General features: G+C 47.5%; 21 protein-coding genes, 1 pseudogene and 1 riboswitch. Of the genes and pseudogenes, 8 read left to right on the forward strand and 14 right to left on the reverse strand.

Annotated elements, in window-relative coordinates; genetic code table 11:
* Positions 1–77 precede the first annotated feature (77 nt).
* On the forward strand, positions 78–857 hold the full coding sequence (locus E8L90_RS18480; protein WP_167497610.1) for an undecaprenyl-diphosphate phosphatase: 780 nt from the start codon (positions 78–80) through the stop codon (positions 855–857).
* A gap of 33 nt (positions 858–890) precedes the next feature.
* Here the strand turns inward: E8L90_RS18480 and E8L90_RS18485 are convergent, their stop codons facing one another.
* Together E8L90_RS18485 and E8L90_RS18490 are read right to left on the reverse strand one after the other, a co-directional pair.
* The gene (locus E8L90_RS18485) at positions 891–1,097 is read right to left on the reverse strand and encodes a hypothetical protein (RefSeq protein ID WP_017250027.1); all 207 of its coding nucleotides are present in this window, start codon (positions 1,095–1,097) and stop codon (positions 891–893) included.
* Between the two features lie 63 nt (positions 1,098–1,160).
* On the reverse strand, positions 1,161–1,520 hold the full coding sequence (locus tag E8L90_RS18490; RefSeq protein ID WP_137030717.1) for a toprim domain-containing protein: 360 nt from the start codon (positions 1,518–1,520) through the stop codon (positions 1,161–1,163).
* Positions 1,521–1,654: 134 nt separating this feature from the next.
* Between E8L90_RS18490 and E8L90_RS30335 the strand changes: the two genes are divergently transcribed.
* The 4 genes from E8L90_RS30335 (at position 1,655) to E8L90_RS18505 (ending at position 4,730) form a co-directional block, all read left to right on the forward strand.
* On the forward strand, positions 1,655–1,813 hold the full coding sequence (locus tag E8L90_RS30335) for a hypothetical protein (RefSeq protein ID WP_017250025.1): 159 nt from the start codon (positions 1,655–1,657) through the stop codon (positions 1,811–1,813).
* A gap of 49 nt (positions 1,814–1,862) precedes the next feature.
* Complete coding sequence (locus E8L90_RS18495) at positions 1,863–2,153, forward strand: ArsR/SmtB family transcription factor (RefSeq protein ID WP_137030718.1); 291 nt, start codon at positions 1,863–1,865, stop codon at positions 2,151–2,153.
* 74 nt (positions 2,154–2,227) lie between these two features.
* A complete protein-coding gene (locus E8L90_RS18500; protein ID WP_137030719.1) occupies positions 2,228–3,412 on the forward strand; it encodes an MFS transporter in 1,185 nt (394 codons plus the stop codon).
* 79 nt (positions 3,413–3,491) lie between these two features.
* Positions 3,492–4,730, forward strand: a complete 1,239-nt coding sequence (locus tag E8L90_RS18505) for an MFS transporter (protein WP_137030720.1) — start codon at positions 3,492–3,494, stop codon at positions 4,728–4,730.
* A 63-nt stretch (positions 4,731–4,793) separates the two neighbouring features.
* Here E8L90_RS18505 and E8L90_RS18510 read toward each other — a convergent pair whose 3' ends face one another.
* The gene (locus E8L90_RS18510; RefSeq protein ID WP_137030721.1) at positions 4,794–5,933 is read right to left on the reverse strand and encodes an agmatine deiminase family protein; all 1,140 of its coding nucleotides are present in this window, start codon (positions 5,931–5,933) and stop codon (positions 4,794–4,796) included.
* A gap of 76 nt (positions 5,934–6,009) precedes the next feature.
* Positions 6,010–6,837, reverse strand: coding sequence for a MerR family transcriptional regulator (locus E8L90_RS18515; protein ID WP_137030722.1), 828 nt, complete (start codon positions 6,835–6,837; stop codon positions 6,010–6,012).
* 188 nt (positions 6,838–7,025) lie between these two features.
* Here E8L90_RS18515 and E8L90_RS30885 point away from each other — a divergent pair, with 188 nt between their 5' ends.
* Positions 7,026–7,172, forward strand: coding sequence for a hypothetical protein (locus tag E8L90_RS30885; RefSeq protein ID WP_244297283.1), 147 nt, complete (start codon positions 7,026–7,028; stop codon positions 7,170–7,172).
* A 273-nt stretch (positions 7,173–7,445) separates the two neighbouring features.
* Positions 7,446–8,699, forward strand: a complete 1,254-nt coding sequence (locus tag E8L90_RS18525; RefSeq protein WP_137030723.1) for an MDR family MFS transporter — start codon at positions 7,446–7,448, stop codon at positions 8,697–8,699.
* A gap of 68 nt (positions 8,700–8,767) precedes the next feature.
* Here the strand turns inward: E8L90_RS18525 and E8L90_RS18530 are convergent, their stop codons facing one another.
* From E8L90_RS18530 to E8L90_RS18575, 10 genes and pseudogenes are all read right to left on the reverse strand, one after another.
* Positions 8,768–9,331, reverse strand: a complete 564-nt coding sequence (locus E8L90_RS18530) for a hypothetical protein (protein ID WP_137030724.1) — start codon at positions 9,329–9,331, stop codon at positions 8,768–8,770.
* Positions 9,328–9,816 (reverse strand): YbaK/EbsC family protein, encoded by a 489-nt coding sequence (locus tag E8L90_RS18535; protein ID WP_137030725.1) that lies wholly within the window; start codon positions 9,814–9,816, stop codon positions 9,328–9,330. The genes E8L90_RS18530 and E8L90_RS18535 overlap by 4 nt, the downstream gene beginning before the upstream one ends.
* A complete protein-coding gene (locus E8L90_RS18540; RefSeq protein ID WP_137030726.1) occupies positions 9,813–10,550 on the reverse strand; it encodes an MOSC domain-containing protein in 738 nt (245 codons plus the stop codon). The genes E8L90_RS18535 and E8L90_RS18540 overlap by 4 nt, the downstream gene beginning before the upstream one ends.
* 25 nt (positions 10,551–10,575) lie before the next feature.
* Positions 10,576–11,373, reverse strand: a complete 798-nt coding sequence (locus E8L90_RS18545) for an NAD kinase (RefSeq protein WP_137030727.1) — start codon at positions 11,371–11,373, stop codon at positions 10,576–10,578.
* Positions 11,374–11,475: 102 nt separating this feature from the next.
* On the reverse strand, positions 11,476–11,925 hold the full coding sequence (locus E8L90_RS18550) for an NUDIX domain-containing protein (RefSeq protein WP_137030728.1): 450 nt from the start codon (positions 11,923–11,925) through the stop codon (positions 11,476–11,478).
* 96 nt (positions 11,926–12,021) lie between these two features.
* Positions 12,022–12,420, reverse strand: a complete 399-nt coding sequence (locus tag E8L90_RS18555; RefSeq protein ID WP_137030729.1) for a YugN-like family protein — start codon at positions 12,418–12,420, stop codon at positions 12,022–12,024.
* Positions 12,421–12,570: 150 nt separating this feature from the next.
* Complete coding sequence (locus tag E8L90_RS18560; RefSeq protein WP_137030730.1) at positions 12,571–13,371, reverse strand: LSm family protein; 801 nt, start codon at positions 13,369–13,371, stop codon at positions 12,571–12,573.
* Positions 13,372–13,459: 88 nt separating this feature from the next.
* Positions 13,460–14,563 (reverse strand): glycine oxidase ThiO, encoded by a 1,104-nt coding sequence (gene thiO, locus E8L90_RS18565; protein WP_137030731.1) that lies wholly within the window; start codon positions 14,561–14,563, stop codon positions 13,460–13,462.
* Positions 14,564–15,192: 629 nt separating this feature from the next.
* Positions 15,193–15,307, reverse strand: a riboswitch (TPP riboswitch).
* Positions 15,308–15,371: 64 nt separating this feature from the next.
* Complete coding sequence (locus E8L90_RS31250) at positions 15,372–15,617, reverse strand: excisionase family DNA-binding protein (protein WP_309139218.1); 246 nt, start codon at positions 15,615–15,617, stop codon at positions 15,372–15,374.
* Positions 15,612–16,961: pseudogene (locus E8L90_RS18575) on the reverse strand (glucose-6-phosphate isomerase); the annotation flags it as partial. The pseudogene E8L90_RS18575 and the gene E8L90_RS31250, both read right to left, overlap by 6 nt.
* Before the next feature lie 210 nt (positions 16,962–17,171).
* Between E8L90_RS18575 and E8L90_RS18580 the strand changes: the two are divergent.
* The gene (locus E8L90_RS18580; RefSeq protein ID WP_137030734.1) at positions 17,172–18,449 is read left to right on the forward strand and encodes an efflux RND transporter periplasmic adaptor subunit; all 1,278 of its coding nucleotides are present in this window, start codon (positions 17,172–17,174) and stop codon (positions 18,447–18,449) included.
* Positions 18,450–18,458: the final 9 nt, after the last annotated feature.

Below are 18,458 nucleotides of genomic sequence, written 5' to 3' on the forward strand. Positions count from 1 at the left end.
TCTTCCATTCACGGACATACATATGACAGTAAGACTGGCTTGGCCCTACTTTTCCAAGACTGGAGTGACTCTTGCCTATGCTGTTGTTGCTTGAACATATTTTTCTCGGCATTGTACAAGGCTTGACTGAATTCTTACCGATATCAAGCACGGGTCATCTCGTCCTGTTTCGCAAAATGTTTGGCATGCAGGAGGTAGGCCTTTTATTTGACACGATGCTTCATTTCGGTACGCTGATCGCTGTCGTTATCGTCTTTTGGCCACAGGTTCGTTTTATCATCATGAATCCGATGTGCAAGCTGACAAAGCTATTGGTCGTAGGCACGATCCCTACCGCAGTGATCGGACTTGCCTTTGAAGATTATTTTGAAGAAATCTCCCAAACAGGCATTACGATCGGGTGGGAATTTCTTGCGACAGGCGCGATCCTCTGGGCTGTGGAGTCCATGCGCCGTGGAAATCGGAGATTCGAGGAAATCAACTACATGGACGCCCTCATCATCGGGACACTGCAAGGTGCAGCGATCCTGCCTGCAATTTCCCGCTCAGGACTGACGATTGCCGGTGCTCTCCTGCGCGGAATCGACCGTGCTGACGCTGCGCGCTTTTCGTTTTTAATCTCCTTGCCCGCGATTCTGGGTGCTTGTGTCTTGCAAACAGCCAAGCTCGTAGAAACACCGCTTGAAACAGCTTTATTGATCCCGATGCTCGTGGGCACCATGTTTGCCGGACTAGCTGGATTCGTAGCCATTCGCTGGATGCTTACCATCATCAGTACAGGCTCGATGAAGGGCTTCGCTATCTACGTCTGGGTATTAGGTGGGTTAATTTTACTCATGCAGCTCTTGGACTGGTAGTGTGAAAAAAGCCGGCTACTTGCACGCCGGCTTTCATCTGCTTTCTTCCTTGTCTGGATAACGGCTGGCAATTAATTTGCCTACCAATAAAATAATGCCGTAGAACGCTGTTGCCAAAAGCGAGGTAGCCAGCCATGTCGCCGTCCCCAGCACCAGATAGAGTGCCGCATGAGCAACAAAGATACCTACCAGCCACACCATAATGTTCATTCGGTTAAAAAACGTCATCAAACTACGCAATTGCCTCCACCTCCACCATTCCATTTACTACTGTTATAGCCGATGAAACGGTGTTTTATCCCCTTACTGCTCTCCAAGATCAGGATGAGGCACAAGAACCGCAAAGCCTGCTCGCTCCAAAATTTCTGCCAGTACCGAAAGAGGCGTGTCGGCAACCTCTCTGTACATTTTGGGCGTATGCAGATGGATCGCATCAGGAAAATCTTCACTTAAATGCGTTCGCAATTTTTTCCCGCTGTCGTCTTCATCAGTAAATAGGTATATTTCATCTGCATCTGCTGCTTCCGTTTGGGCGAGCAGCTTCTCCCCTTTTTCCAAGCTGTAGGAACCGTACGTACAAAGAATCGTGACAGGCTCAGCCAGCACCCGAAGCAAACGTTCTTTGTCTGTCTTCCCCTCCACGATCATGACACACCCTGCCATCCGCTCCCATCCTCCCTGACGCACCCTTTTTATTTAGTATACCTCAACTGCCCTCTAGGAAAATGAGGATGACTACTGCCCCGTAAAACAAGACATCTTAAGTAAGCATCCATTAGTAAATAGGGGGTAGTCATATGTCCAAATTCAAAAGCGCCAAAAACTTGAATCAAAAAGGATTAGCCGTAGCAGGACTAACCAGCAGCACAGTTGCAGATGATACACATACCGAAGACAACCAAGGATCTTCCTATCAGCATCAACACAACAACGAAAATAGGAAGAATCAAAAATAAAAGGAATGAAATGGTTGCCTGGATAGCATTTCCTTAGTAAGATAGTTTTATGAATATTGAACAACTTGAACTCACCGAAAAACGAATCAAGATTTTTAAAGCGTTAGCAGATGAGACAAGGCTATCCATTTTAAAGGCCTTATATCATTCCAGCAACGAGCTAAGTTGTACAGAAGTGGGCTTTACCTGCGACACTTCCAAGTCCAATGCCTCCTATCATTTCAAGACACTTCGAGAGGCGGGATTGATCAAAGTCAGGAAGGAGGGGCAAACACGGTACATGCGCATCTATAAAGAGACATTTGATGAAATACTGCCTGGCTTTTTAGATACCTTATGATTGGTATCCTTTTTTTGCTCATTAGTTCAAAAGTTATTTAACTATAGAATCATAAAACAAAGAGGAGAGTTTTTATGGAGCGCCTATTTTTGATGATCTTTTTCTTCACCATGTTTTTGATCGGTACAAATACCTTTATCATTAGCCCACTACTTCCAACCTTGCGCGAGTTATATCACGTATCCACTAACCAGGCAGCCTGGCTGATTGGAACATATGCTCTCGGATTTGCTTTGGCTGCTTTAGTCGCCGGTCCGCTATCTGATCATCGAAATAGGAAACATGTGATGGCAGTCGGTATACTCGGATTTGCACTTTCCACACTTGCATGCGCCTTTGCGCCTGGTTTCACCACGATGCTTTTCTTTCGCTTTCTTGCCGGGATCTTCTCTGCCTTTATCGGTCCTCAAGTGTGGGCTGCCATTCCTGTTTTGTTTCCCCCAGCTCGTATTGGAAAAGCGATGGGGATTGTCATGGCAGGTCTTTCAGTTTCCCAAGTCATCGGTGTACCTATAGGCAGTTTTTTGTCAGCTTATCATTGGTCATTTCCTTTTTTGGCGGTAGGAATTGCTTCTCTCGGGGCTTTTGTACTCATCATCCGAAAACTTCCTGATTTATTACCTCCTACCTCCATAACCAAGCTTGGCACAAATAATGCCCGAGTAGCTATTTTTGCACGTTACATGGATCTGTTGCGACTACCTCAAGCTTCACGCAGCTTTATCGGTTATTTCGTTTTCATGACGGGTGTCTATGCAGTCTTTTCCTTCTATGGCGTATGGCTTTCCGATCAATATCAGCAATCCGTTACCGAAATTGGCTTGATCACTTTAGTTATTGGGCTTGGCAACACCGCTGGCAGCTTACTCAGCGGTTGGTTACTCGAGCGTTGGAAAAGAAGTACGATTTTGACCGTTGGTTTTTTGGGCAGCGCCCTGCTCTATCTTGTTTTGCCTTACATACCAGGAGTCGGCTTTTTGCAGGTTGTCCTCTTCTTCATTTACTGCTTCGGCGGTGTACTGGTGCCTGTCCTGATGGGGTACTTGCAATCATTGTCCGTCACCTCGCGCGGTACCATATCGAGCTTGACCAACGCTTGCATGTACATAGGGACTTTCATTGCCTCTTCTTTCGCAGGCAGCTTGTATTCTAATTTTGGTTTTGTGGGGATCAGCACCTTCGCCACCTTCACTTTTCTTATCGCCTATTTTCTCTTTGTTTGGAGGACAGGTAAATTAACTGTAACCTCACAAGCTTGAGTCCTTTACTTTCCCTCTTCGCCTTGCTACGCTATGGTCAAATTCATTCTATCGCAGTCAGCAGGACGGAGAGGGTTAGATGGATTCTCCTTCATCTTTATGGAAAAATGGGTCGTTTCTCAAGCTATGGCTAGCACAATTGATGGCCAACATTGGAGATCAGTGCTACAGCTTTGCCTTGCTCTGGTATTTGCTTCAAGCAACGAAATCAGGGACGGTGCTCAGTCTCCTCGCCATTCCGGAGATGGTTGCTGGCCTGCTGTTTTTCCTCATTAGTGGCGTACTTGCGGACCGATACAGTCCACGCCTGCTTATGGTTGTAGCTGTCCTCTCACGAATTGCCGTGGTGATCGTCGTTGGCTTCCTTACAGTGATGGGAATCGAGCAGTTTTCGTATTTTCTTATAGCCCAATTTGGGTTAGGATTGTTCTCCAGTCTGTTCCAACCAGCCCGGACTGTGGCGATCAAATCAGCAGTTCCCGTGGATCAGCTAGGACAGGCAAACGCCATTCTGGATACAACCATGCGAACAGTTCGAATTATTGCGCCAATGACAATCGGGCTTGTCGCCTCTTTCTTGCCACTTTCCACCTTGTTTTTTATCAACGCAGGCAGCTATCTCATCTCGGTATTCTTTCTTCAAGCACTTCGCCTCTCTATGACTGATCATTTCCCTGTCAAAATGACACCTCGCCAGTACATCCGAGATATTACCTCAGGGGTACAAGAATTGAAACGAAATCGAACATTGCTGTTGGTTCTACTCTTTGGCAACATGGGCTTTCTCATTTGGCAGGTCACGTATACGGTGGGCTACCCCTTTTTAGCCGAACGCATGCAACAAGGCAACGGAAGTATATTAGCCATCCTGTTTGGTTTTTATGGAATCGGAAATTTGCTGGGGAGTCTGTACATGACCGGGACGAATTCTACTCGCTATTTGTTTCTCATTTTAATCGGATGGTCTTTTCAGGCATGCGGGTCCTTTTTACTTATGATGGGAGGGAGTGCTTCCTGGACTGCTTTCCTCGGAGCTGCCGTCTCAGGAATAGGGGGACCGCTCATCGGCATTCCTACCGTGACGGCGATTCAAATGAAAGCATCCAGCAACAGTACAGGCAAGATATTCGCAATCAATTTGCTTGTGCTCACCTTCTTTTCGACGTTGTCCAGCAGCCTCGGTGCACTGTGGATGGGCAAATGGCCCGTCGAGCAGCTTTTCCTCGTCAGTGGACTATTCCTCGCTGCCATGAGCTTCGCAGGCTTCCTGATTGAAAAACGAAAAGCAACGGAACATCACCAATCCTCATCTGTATAAGTAGCTTTTTTCATACCAAAAAATCCGGTTTTTCCTCCTTCAAGGAATCACCGGATTTTTGTTTTACTGCATTTCAACTGGCTGTTGTTGTGTCACACAATGAATCATCCCACCATGTTTATAAAGCTCTCTGACATCAATGCCAATCACTTTACGATCAGGGTATAGCTTTTGGATGATCTCGTTTGCGATTTTGTCATTCGGATCATGATAATTCGGCACTAGGACAACGGTATTCCCAATATAGAAATTCACATAGGAGCCTTTGTATCCCAAGTCCTTTCCATTCTCTAAAATGACATTGTGCTTACTGATTGGTAAATTCACGTACTTATACGGCTTGCCCAAGGCATTCTTCGCCTTCAGCAAAGTTTGGATATCCTTATTCGGGACACCCCATTCCTCTAGATCCTCTTCCTTCATCGTAATAATTGTTGATTGATCATAAAATTTGGCAAAGCCGTCAATATGAAAATCTGTAATATCCAAGCCTGGTACACCATCTAGCCAAATAAAATTCGTCGCCCCAAGATTTTCTTTCATATACTTCTCAACATCTGCTTCTGAAAATTTGGGATTTCTATTTTTATTCGTGACAGCACTGCGTGTCGATAAAAAAGTACCATTCCCGTCCAGTTCAAACGCTCCACCTTCAAGTACAAGCGCATTCAAATCAATTCGTTCGATTCCTGATTGCTTGCTTAGCTTGCTTGAAAGTAATGCATCTTTATTATACGGTGTTTTCTTTCCCCATCCATTAAATCCCCAGTCCATCATTTTCAAGTTCTTATCCTTGTCGTATACAAAGATCGGTGCAGTGTCTCTTGACCATACATCGTCCGTAGGAGCAATATAGAAGTCGATTTTATCCATATGGATACCTTCATCGTACAGAAGATCATAAATATAGTCCTTTTCGTATTTATCATAAGCGACAATATGGACATTTTCCCCTTCACTTAAGGCAGCTGTCATCTCGATCCAAATGGACTCAACCTCTTCTTGATAACCTTTCCCATAGGTAAAGTTATGCGGCCATACTAACCACGTACCTTCATGTTTGCTTTTTTCATCCGGCATGGTGTATTTACCTACGTATTGTTTTTTCATATTTTGACTCTCCTCTGCCTTACTTGGCATACAACCCATTAAGATCCCAGCTGTTAAGACAACCCCTGAGCACAGTACCATTATCTTCTTCATTTCATAATCTCCTTATGTTCTGGTAGCGTTCCCGCAGAAGTAGAATAAGCCTTGACATAGTGTCAAGGTCAAGCAATTATTGTCTAGCTTTTTTCATGATAGGAACACTAATCTGTGTCACATACTCTTCCATAGGGCAATCACATTCTGTGCCTTTCAAGTAGGTTTCGTAAGGCAGACCATCCAGACGGTAGCCGTTGTTATCTGCCCACTCTTCAAGCGCCATATGCGCGTATCCGATATCGTCATAACTTCCGAAATGCAAAGTAGTAGCAACAAACTGCTCGGGGAGCTGTTTGATTTGCCATTCGATTGATGTATCGCAGCCGTCCTCATGAATGATCGGGATCATCAACTCAATATTACTGTTTTCAGGGTTGAATTCTTCATCTAAAAACAAGACAGACGGAGCACCAAGTAACTGAATATGATTTTCTTCCGCCTTCTCGTATAGAGAATCAATGTACTTGTCCATGTCCGCAATATGAATTTGCAAGCTTTGACTGATGATACTTACTTCATTTCTCATTCCGAGCAATATATCGTACATTCTTCTCTTTCCTCGAATGATATCTTCCTTTTTTTCAATCATCTCCTGCATTTCTGCAATGATTTGTCTATAACGATTCACCTCATTGGACAATTCATTTATTTTCGAGTGGATGAATTCGATAAAAAATTTCCTGTCTGATGTCTGAAGAATCGTCTTAATCTCCGGCAGAGAAAATCTATATTCTTTCAGCTTATTAATGAGTAATGCGGTTTCTAATTGACTTTTTTCATAGTATCTGTACCCATTCGTTTCATCGACATGCAAGGGCTTCAAAAGTTCTTCCTTGTCATAGTGTCGCAACATGCGCGGACTCATTTTACAAAGCTGAGAAAATCTGCTAATTGTGTACATATGTCTCCTTTCGTTTGTGTAAGGTAAATGATTCGATCGTATATCCGCTTCATCAGAAGCTATTGTATCATTCCGTATCGAAGCGCTGCTGATGCATGCACTCGATATTTTCTCGTTATTTTAAACGATCATCGTCGCAGAATACGAAGGGAACGTGATCGGATATTGCAAAAGGTGTCGGCACTACCTTGATGAGTGTAATTCTGGAGTGTGCCAGACAGCTCGAATACCACACGATCGTGAGCGGAATCGTAGGCGGAAATGACGCCAGCGTGGAAGCTGCACGAGAAGTTCGATTTTATATTGGCAGGGAAGTTTCAAGAGGTGGGATTTAAATTCCGAGAGTGGCACGACGTTCATTTTTATCAATGGATGGTCAAATAACAGTATGCGAAAAGCCGACACCCCTTTTCACAAGGAAGTGTCGGCTTATTTGTTGTGTTAGAAGCGAATACCTAAAAGTGGCACATCTTAAGCCAGGGTCTAATCCCTTAGCCCTTATGATATTAGTGTAACCGACGGATGATTATAAGTCTATATCTTTTTGAAAATTTGCACTAAAGTAGGTGTACCTGGCCAGGGAATCAAAAACAGGAGGTAAACCTGCTGTGCAATGGCTGTCATGGGATCTGAACCTGAAGACCAGATTGATCGGCGAGACGCTTTTCAACCTATTGTTTTGGATGTACTTTCCCTTTCTTACCCTCCACTTTAGTGATACCTTTGGCAAAAATGTTGCCGGGTTACTCATGACAGTGCCACCGATTATGAGTATGGTCGGCAATCTTTTTGGCGGCTATTTGGCTGATCGATTTGGTCGTCGATATGTCATGCTGTCAGGAGCGTTTTTGCAGGCAGGCATGTTTGTGCTGTTTGCCTTCTCCCTCTCTTCTTGGATCGATTATCTTGCGTTTATTGGAATCGGGCTTGGCAAAGCGGTATACAGCCCGGCGAGTTCTGCGATGGTTGCTGATCTGACCTCCGAAAAAGACAGACGCAGAATCTTCGCTACCTTCGTTACAGCCATGAACATTGGCGCCGTATTGGGACCCGCTCTGGGGGCCATCTTTTTCTTTCAATACCGCAGTGGGCTGCTGTGGACGTGTGCGCTTGTCACTCTTTTGTATTCGATTGCAATCTGGAGCAATGTGAGAGAGACACTGCCACAGTCCGTAAAAAGCTCTGTCGCCTCCATCCATTTCCCTTCCGTTATAAAGGAGCAATGGCAGAGCTACACCGTCATTCTACGCGACAAAGCCTTCGCCATCTATATTTTCGCAGGCATGCTGATAACGATCGCAATCGTGCAGCTCGATTTATTTTTGGCGGTCTATGTAAAAGAGTTCGTCCCAGCGCAGACGCTGCTTTCGTGGAATGTCTGGTCGCTCTCGCTTAGCAATACGGAGATTTTCGGATGGATGCTGGGAATAAGCGGCCTTCTGTTTGTTCTGTGCGCCCTACCTGTTACCAAATGGTTTGAGAGCTGGAGCGACCGGAATGTCTTCCTCTTGTCCTCTTTGCTATTTGGTATGGGCATGTTTTTGGTGGGATTCACGACGAATGCCTGGTTGTTGTTCGGTTGCGTGGTCGTCTTTACAGTAGGGGAAGTGATGCGAACTCCGGTCGAGCAGAGCTTCGTTAGCAAATACGCACCAGAACATGCACGCGGACAGTACATGGGTGCCGCTAACCTGCAGTACTCGCTCGGCCGCTTCCTCGCTCCCGTAACCGTCATTCTTTCCGAGTGGATCATGCCTATTGGTGTTTTCACGTTCATCTTGCTATGCTCTCTGTTGAGTGCCGTTCTTTACATGAAGCTATTCCAAATCGTGCAGAAACGCGAGTCAGTTCATTACGGATAAGCTATAGCTGAAAACAAAAAGTGGTTGAGCAGCGATACCCTCCTGCCAACCACTATTTTCGTTCAAGATTATAATTTTTTCGGAGCTTCTAATTTCACGGGGTCAACCATTACTTTTATTTGTGCTGGCGTTCCTTCGATCGTTACTTTCACACCGGAAACAACCAGTTCTTTTGGCGTTTTTGCAACGTTGGTAACTGCAATGAACTGCTCCAACTCCGGAGTCCAGGTAAGTCCAGTAGCTTGGATCATCGCCTTCACTGTATGAACGTCTGGGACCCCTTCATACATGATCCCATCGATTGTTTTTTGATCACTGCTCAGCATAACGCTTACCCATATCGCTTTTTCGTTTGCCGAATTTTCTTTTTTTGGATAATAAAAGCGGTAGTAATTCGTTTGCTTGTCTAGCTCCAGCTGAAAAGGAAGGGTATGTATTCCTTTCACAGCTAAATCTTCTTTGATTTTGTTGTAATGACTCAGGTAGGTGTCTGTTGTCATCTCTTTAAACGAGGTAGCAGAATGAGAGATGTTGTTATCAATTGCAGTCGTCTGGTTAGACATTCCGAGTATGGCAAGACCAGCGGCTACGACTATGGCTACTACTGCGATGGAAGCTACAAACTTTTTCAAGATACATCCCCTTCTGGTGAAGCCGCATTGATTTCCTTCGCTCCTGTCATCTCCAACAAGGCCTCATAAGTGACTGGCAAAAGTGATTCCGCAATGCCAGCAGCCGTATAAACGACCGAGAAACGCTTCAAGGAGCGATCCACATAGACAGGCACTTCCTCCTGCAAAGCAAACGGACAAACTGCTCCGACACGGAAGCCTGTCATTTTTTCTACCTCTTCCGGCGTTGCCATCTTTGGCTTTCCTTGTCCAAATGCTGCCTTCACTTGCTTGGGATGGACACGTACATCGCCTGCTGCAACAAACAAGGCGAACTGCTCATCCACCCGAAACAAGATCGACTTTGCGATTTGGCCGATCTCGACACCTAATGCCTGTGCAGCGACCTCGGACGTAGGCAACGGCTGTTCAAACAAAATCGGCTCGATGCTCGAATCATAGCGTTGTACGTAGCTGCGAACCTTTTCCAAAGGGCTTGCGATCATTCCCCGTCACTCTCCCTCTCCACTAAAAAAACGTCATCGCCTTGTGACACACTGCCCGTCGTGACAACTGAAGCATAAACACCGAAGTGATTGTTGTGACGCTTGACGCATGCCTTCAATACAGCAGGAGTCATCGCCAACGTTTCTGGGTCGATATTGACATATACACAGCGCTCGCAGTGCTTGTTGACTTGCAAGGTCACATCATTGATTTTGATCTGTTTGCCCAGCCATTTGTCTTCCGCAAACGGCTCATCATCTTCCAGGACAACGACCAAATTCCCCCGAAAGCGTCGTGGATCTACCTGTTCTGCGCCAATCTGCCGCGCGATCTCTTTAAGAGATGCATCCGTGACCAACAGAATGTGGTCTTCCCAGTTCACGCCGCCTTCTTGCGGACTACTAATCATCGGTGTAATGGAGCGTTTCGCAGTCTCCGCGACATGGGCAAATAAAGCTTCATCCCACGTATGTACACTGCCATCTCGGGCTTCTATCCGAATTGGCGGATACGCTTCTTTTCCTGTCCCTTCGCTCATGCTGGCGTGATACCCGATAAGAGCGGGTACAACATCCGCACTCAGATACTTCCCTTGACGAGCATTATCCCTAAAATAATAGGCACGGTCTCCATACAAGCCAAATTCATCGATCGTACTTGATGATAGCTCTTCCCCCCGCATTCCTTTGACAGGATGACGGAAAATGGTCTGTAGTGTTCCTACTTTTTTCATTTGGTGCCCCTCCCCAACGCTTTCTCTATCCGGATATAAACGAATTGCGAACCCGCCCCCAAAACGTCAGTCGCTTGTAGCGAGCGAATTTCACTTTGTCAGGTCCCACTCGGCAACGAATGGAACACACATCTTTCCATACTGCCTGCTCGCGGTCCAAGCCGATCATAATCTCAGGATTCATGACAATCAGCTCTATTTCATGGTGCTTCGGCAATACAAGTGAGCTGTTGATCGTCCGATACGCTTGGTTATTGATCGAAGCGATCTCGGACAACTGAATCGCCTCAATGGACGGATGAACAATCGCTCCATCCACCGCCTTGTTGTAGGCTGTACTTCCTGACGGTGATGAAACGATCAAGCCGTCACCGCGAAACGTCTCCAGCTCTTCGCCATTTATATAGACGCATGACACCAAGGTAGACAAATTCGCGTTACGCAAAACCATTTCATTCAACGCCCACTTTTCGTACTGCTTTCCATCTCTTGTACTGATCCTGCATTGAACCGTCGGGTATTCAGCGATCAGAGGCTCATCGTTCATCAAACGCTCAACGAATTCGTCCAGCTCCTCGGGTCGCCAGTCCGCATAGAAGCCGAGATGGCCCGTATGAATCCCCACATAGGACGGCTCGATCCCGTATTGATGTACGGCCTCCAAAAGTGTCCCATCTCCCCCGATGGACAACACCATATCCGGTTGTTCAGCCGGTCCCTTGACGAAGGTAAACGGGCTATTGGCTGCTTGCAGCTTTTCTTTCAAGGCTTGTTCCACTTCTCGTGTATAATCATCATTTCGCAGTACAGTCGCAATCTTCATGCTGGTCTGCCCTCACTTTTATCCTTACAAGCGGTCTTGCACGCTCTATTGTTTGTCTTCACTATACCATAGGAAAAATCGACTTGCATAAAATCCCACTTGTCACCAGCGGTCACTATGAAAGGACTGCTTGCGAAATTGAGATAAACGCCTCTCTGTAGCTGGTGATATTTCCTGAGGAAGCTCATCCCAAGCAAAAAAGCGCATTTCCGCTACTTCTTTGTCATCCTTATGCAAATCTTGGTCAGGTGTGAGGTCGACATGATACAAGGCAATGTGGTCTCGTTTCCCTTCCCGCTCACTGTAAAAAAGATGGCAGAGGGTAAGTCCGTCCGCTCGTATTCCACACTCCTCCCACAACTCCCTGCGAGCAGCATCCCCAAACGACTCTCCTCGCTCCACTCCTCCTCCCGGCAAATACCAGCCATGGACATACGTATGCCGAATTAACAAGACTCCCTTTTCTTCATTCGTAACAATGACACGCACACCCAAGGTGAGAGGCTTGCGGATTTTCCAATACCATTTCGCCACTGCATGGTACCAAGCCATATTTCCACCTCACTTTTTCCATGTGCTACCATTCTTTGGCCACCTATATTTTCCCTGCCATGAATAAGAAAAAAACAGGCCTATCTACGGCCTGTCTCACGCGAGGCGATTCTCCAGCTCTTTTACAATTGCCTCTGCTTTTCGAATCCATCTCGAATCAATCTGCGCGTCCTTGTCTACCGGCTCTTGAAACTGATTCATCAAGCCCGAAGCGAGCGCCTCCGTGTAGCCGATATCTTCTTCTACCCCAGTCTGGTACACATGCCTGATCACAAACGGTCGCCCCAGTTCCAGCCATGCATCCGGGCTATCGAGCTCGCCTTGCAATACTTTTACAGGCAAGCGCAAATAGACCATGTTTTTATCATCCAGCGCCCGGTCGAAGTACCCTTGCTCATAATCCCAGTTGGATAATGTAAAATGCGGCTGAAGCGATTCACGAAAATAGCCAAATGTCGCCCGGGTGCCTGGCAAGCTACTGTTTATTTGTTTCATCGTTAATCCCTGCCTTTCTTATCCTGCGAGAAACGTCCACCGTTTTGTTCGTAGTGTGTGACAAAAGGCGAGGTTGTACTCTCACATCTACAAAAAGCAGCAAGCCTCCTAAGCCTTAATGGCCTTGAGAGGCTTGTAACTTCCCCACCATTAAATCAAGACAATGGTCAGGAGCGTAAAGAGCGCCAATGGAATGATTTTACGTCCGTTCCGGCATCTTTTCCGTCTTCTTCCTTGAACTTTTGGCAAAACATAGGGTGGTGGGGGTGGGGGTGGCGGACAAAAAAATGGCGGATACGGCGGGAACGGTGGAAATGGCGAAATATTTTGCTCCCAAGGACTCACCTGTGGCTTCTGCTCACTATAAGGACTGACTTGGGGTGGACGATTGCTGCTGCTATACGGGCTGACTTGGGGGGCGGGACGATTACTGCTGCTATATGGGCTGACCCGTGAGTTGTTGGAGCTGCCAAAAGGACTGACCTGACCGTATGGATTGTACTCATCGCCGTAGGGACTTGCCTGCGAAAAGTATGGATTGCCTCCATAAGGACTGAGATCGCCATAGGGAGGATAACCTGCATACGGATTATAGCTCACATACTGAAAGTAATAATCAGGATATTGCCCCCATCCTCCATACGGCTGCCGATTGGCCACTTCCATTACTTGATAAGGGTTGTAGTCCTCATAGTTCTCATCGTTTTCATAATCATACTCTTCGAAAACTTCTTCTTCCTCCGCATCCTGGTCTACGACTTCTACGTATACGTTCTGATCGTCATAATCGACAATGACGCCTTCAAACACTTGCCCGTCAATCGCTTCGATGCGCACTTTTTTCTCCACGTGCTCCTTGCAAATGTTGTGCACATTTTCTCGCATATCCTTTAACAGGCTGACAAACTGAATGTCAGCCTGATAAAGGTTTTTTTCAGAATCAGACTGCATGGAAACTCCTCCCCTTCTGGTGTTTCTTTATTACCATATACAAGTGCCCATGGGGAGGTTACCGGAATCTAGGCGAGACTAGCCCAATTTACAGAAAGCGGGCAGGTAAAAATGGCAAGAGGCGCTCCGTCTCCCCTTTTTCCACAAAGTCCGCCATCGATTTAGCCGTGACGGGGGAAAGCAAGATACCATTGCGAAAATGTCCCCCTGCGATCGACAGTCCTTCCCAGCCAGGAACGGGGCCCAAGAGTGGTTTGCCATCTTGGGTCGCAGGTCGAAGTCCACCCCAAGCCTCCAAAAAGGTAGCGGAGTGTAGCGCAGGAACATACGGCATTGTCCCTTGGAGGATACTGGCTAGACCCGCCATTGTAACGTCACGCTGGAAGCCACTCTCATCCTCAGTCGCACCAAGGACAATTTTCCCATCTTTTTTCGGAGTGATGTAGCCTGTCGTTCCGAAAATAACTGTTCGTAATGGAATGCCCACGGACGAGACGGCCGCAATCTGCCCGCGTACAGGGCGAATCGGCACGGAAACACCAAGCATCGAAAGCATCATTCCAACCCACGCTCCCGAGGAAATCACTGTCTGTGAGGCACGCAGTGACCCTGTAGAGGTCTCGATTCCGATCACTTTTCCGCCTTTTACCGCAATGCCGCTGACCACGCAGCCAGATAACATCTTCACTCCTTGCAATTGGCAAGCAGTCGCCAAGGCGCGAAGAAGCATTCGATTGTTGATGTGTCCTTCGTACGGCGAATAGATGGCCGCTTGCACTTGATCGGTCAGAAGCGGCTCTACCTCTTTCACTTGCGCTGTATTCGAGAGCCAGTGCACAGCATGTCCCGCTTCTTTTTGCCAACGGTACTTGTCGGCGAGCTGTTGGACTTCCTCCTCATTTAACGCGACGGTCAGTAACCCATCCAGGCTTAGCTGTACGTCTCCACCAGTCAATTCCGCAAGCTCCGCTACCCACTCAGGGTATAGGGCAAGTGACTCCATGCCCAAATCGAGCATCGGTCCAGGTGCCGTGAATTCCTTCAAAGGAGCAAGCATTCCGGCCGCAGCAGAAGACGCCTGCCCTCCCCATTCGCCTTGCTCAACCAAAGTCACGCTTACCCCGCGCCGTGACAGCTCGTATGCCAAGCTCAATCCGATAATTCCTCCACCCACTACCAGACAATCACTCATCTTTTTCTCTCCTCACCATGTTGACTAAGAACGTCTTGTACGTTGCTGTTGTGGCGTGGAGGAAACAGGAGAAAACGCTCAGATTCTAGGGCCACCCGCTGTAGGACCCTCTGCCCGACTCCATGCAAAAAGCGAAACTGCGTCCAAAGTGGACTCTTCAGGATGTGTATCAGAGGTGGACGCTTAAGAACGTGTTTCGCTTTTTGCATGGAGTCTCGGTCGGTGTCCCTAAGATCTTCGCTTTTTTCTCCTGTTTCCTCTACGAGCCTTTCGTGTTATCCGATTCCTAAAGATTTTTCATTAATGAAGAACGCACTCAGTTACGCCAGAGAAGAATATTTCCAGACGTAGCGACTTGTGGAGTCCTACCGAGCGGAGAAGGGATTCGCGGGCAACAGAAACGCAACCGTGCCCGGGCTACGAAGCGGCTACCACTTTTGCGTTTCCCCGCGAATCCCTTCGGAGCGGGCAGTCCCAGCCCCCAGCAGGACGGAGCCTGGAGCCTAGACTGGAAATATTCTTCTCTCCACTACAGCCACATGCCCACTTCTTCATAACAAAAAGCCCACCATTTCCCGAGCAGGAAAAGGTGGGCTACATGCGCATAGGTAACAATCAAGGCGAAAAGCGCTGTCTGCCGGCAACCGTATCCCTGCGCCGGCATGATCCGGATCAGGTGCAATGGGTCGATGGTCGAGCTTCCATCCTCTCAGCCCCGCAAGAAGGACTCCCCAAGTTGCTTGTTCATTATGATATTCCTTTGTAAGTATAGTCCTGTTTGCAGCTCTCTGACAAGCACGTCCGCTGGTTAATCCTCATCCTTCACATCGTAGCTCTCTGGAATCGGCTCATGACGTGCGGCATCCTCGAACTCCTGGAGCTTGCGAATTTCTTCCAGATGATGATTGAATTGCTCTTTATTAATGATGTACTCATTGCCGTCATGAACAGCACGGATGCGTCCCTGCTTGATTTTTTCCATAATAAACGTCTCAGGAAGCTCCAAATAGGCAGCTGTCTCCTCAACGGTCAAATACGTCTTATTCTCGCGCAATCTAGCCTCCAGTTCCGCTTTCTGCCGCTCATAGCCCGGCTTGCCCAGCAAGGCAAACATATTGGCTTTGTACGCCTCCACCCCTGGCTGATCAAACGGATTGACGCCCAGCAAATAGCCGCTGATTCCGCATGCCTTTTCAAAAAAGTAAATCAGTCCACCAAGATAGTAAGCTGACGCCTCCGGTATTTCCACAAGCAGATTCGGTACGCCGCCGTCCACATGGGCCAGCACCGTTCCCTCGAAAGCTTTTTTATTGACATATCCCATTCGTTTGCCAGTTAAAAAATTCAATCCATCGACGTCAGCAGGGTCCTCCTGGACAGTCAAATCCACAGCGGGCTTCGTCACAGAAACAACGGTCTCAAACAAATGCCTCATGCCGTCCTGTATGTATTGGCCCAACGAATGCAAGTCCGTTGAAAACTCGGCAGAGGCTGGAAAAATTCCTTTGCCATCCTTGCCCTCCGATTCCCCGAAGAGCTGCTTCCACCATTCCGCAAAGTAGCGAAACTGCGGCTCATAGCTGACCAACAGCTCCACTGTCTTGCCTTTTCGATAGAGTGCATTGCGAATCGCCGCATACAGATAGCACGGATTGTCACGCAGATCCATGACCATATAGCGTTCGCGTGCATCCTTGGCACCTCGCATGAGTGCATCCATGTTCGCCCCGCTTACAGCGATCGGCAACAGCCCAACCGCGGTCAGGACTGAATATCGCCCACCGATATCATCCGGAATGACAAAGCACTCATAGCCCTCGTCATCCGCCAGTTTTTTCAAGGCTCCCCGTTGTTTATCCGTCGTAATGTAAATTCGCTTTTTGGCCTCTTCACGTCCATACTTCTTTTCCAGCCATTCCCGAAATAGTCGAAACGCGATAGCGGGCTCAGTCGTCGTGCCCGATTTTGAGATGACGTTGACGGACACATTTTTTCCTTCTAATACGTCCATTAGATGAGAGATATAAATCGGACTAATATTGTTGCCCACAAAATAAATCTCCGGGAAACGTCGCTTGGACTTCGGCAGCAAATTGTAGAAGCTGTGGCCCAAAATGTCAAGCACCGCTTTTGCCCCTAGATACGAGCCTCCGATGCCAATCACCAGAAGCACATCCGAATCGGATTGAATCCGTGCTGACGCTTGGCGAATTCGCTCATACTCGTCCCGGTCGTATTGTTCCGGCCAATCGACCCAACCAAGATAATCATTGCCGGGTCCAGTCCTTGAATGAAGCATGTGATGCGCAATTTCGATCGCTGGAGATAGCTGCTCCCACTCATGCTGTTTGACAAAGGCTCGAGCGTTGGCGTAATCAAAGCGAATCGTTTTGTTCATAGCTCCCCTCCGAGGAACGTCATCCCATCTCTTTCTATGATATCACGGCAATTGGCGGCAAAGAACTTTCCGACAAAACGTATTAACATGCGCTCAATTATGTCCAAAATGTGAACATTCGTCATTTCATGTTACCTTTTTCCAGTACTAGCGTAAAACCCTTTCGAGCAATGAAATAATATGGTTCTTACCAAAGCAAGGAGAATGAACATGAAAAAACGATGGTGGATCATCGGTTCCGTCGTAGTCCTCCTCGGCATCGGGGGCGTTGCGCTTTCCATGTTAGGATCGCAACAAGCTATGGGAATGCCTGTCAACATCGGCGCACCAACGAAATCAGCTTTGGAAAGCAAGGTTTTGACATCAGGTCTCGTCACCGTAGAAGACAAGCTCAAACAGTACGCCAACGTCACTGGAACCTTACGTGAGTTTGTCGTCAAAGAAGGCGACAAGGTGAAAAAGGGACAAGTGATCGCAAAAATCGACACGTCCGATGTCAATAGCCGAATCCTCGAGATGGAAGCACAAATGGAATTGGCCAAAGCCAACCTCGCCAAGGCACAAATCGGCAACGAGCCGGAGGAAGTCGCACAGGACCAAGAACGTGTCTCCCAAGCCCAACGTGAATACGATGCAGCCAAGCGGGAATATGATCGCATGAATCAATTATTCACTTCTGGCGCTTCTACCCAGCAAGAGCTGGACAAGGTGAAATCACAAATGGATAGTGCTCTATCTACGTTGAATGTCGCCAAGCAACAGCTCGCTCTCAAGCAAAAGGGGCCACGCAAGGAGGACATTGCCGCACAGCAGGCCCAAATCAACAAGCTGAATGTAGAAAAAGCACAGCTGAATAAAGAACGAGTCCAAAGCGTCGTCGTAGCACCTATGGATGGAACTGTCATTGGCGTTGCTGCTGATAACGGTCAATACGTCAACAAGGGAACGGAAATCTTGACCCTTGCCAATCTGAACAATCTGTTGATTGAAGCAGACATCAACGAATCCGATGTCAACAAGCTCAAAATCGGACAGTCTGCCACGATTGAAGGTGTGACACTCGGAAAGAAAAAGCTGAATGCGGAAGTAGCTCGCATCTCCCCAACCGCGACCACTACTGCCACCAAGTCGGGGCAAGGTGAAAAAACACGCGTCAAAGTCACCCTCAAGCCATCTGGAGATCTATCTGCTTTGAAGCCTGGCTTCCATGTGGACATCAACATCTCCGTCGAAAAAATCGATAATGCCTTGCAAGTACCAATCGAAGCTGTGCAGCAAGATGCTGACGGCAGCACCTTTGTCTGGGTATCTGCTGATGGTGTTGCGAAAAAGCAGAAGGTCGAAACCGGTATGGAAAATGAGTTGTTCACCCACGTCAAGTCTGGACTTAACGGTGATGAGCAAGTGATCTTAGGCCCTGTCGAATCCCTGACTGAAGGAGCACCTGTCATGCCGATGAGTGGCGGCGGCGCACCAATGGGTATGTAACACGTAAAG

Source organism: Brevibacillus antibioticus (genome assembly GCF_005217615.1).
GTDB lineage: Bacteria > Bacillota > Bacilli > Brevibacillales > Brevibacillaceae > Brevibacillus > Brevibacillus antibioticus.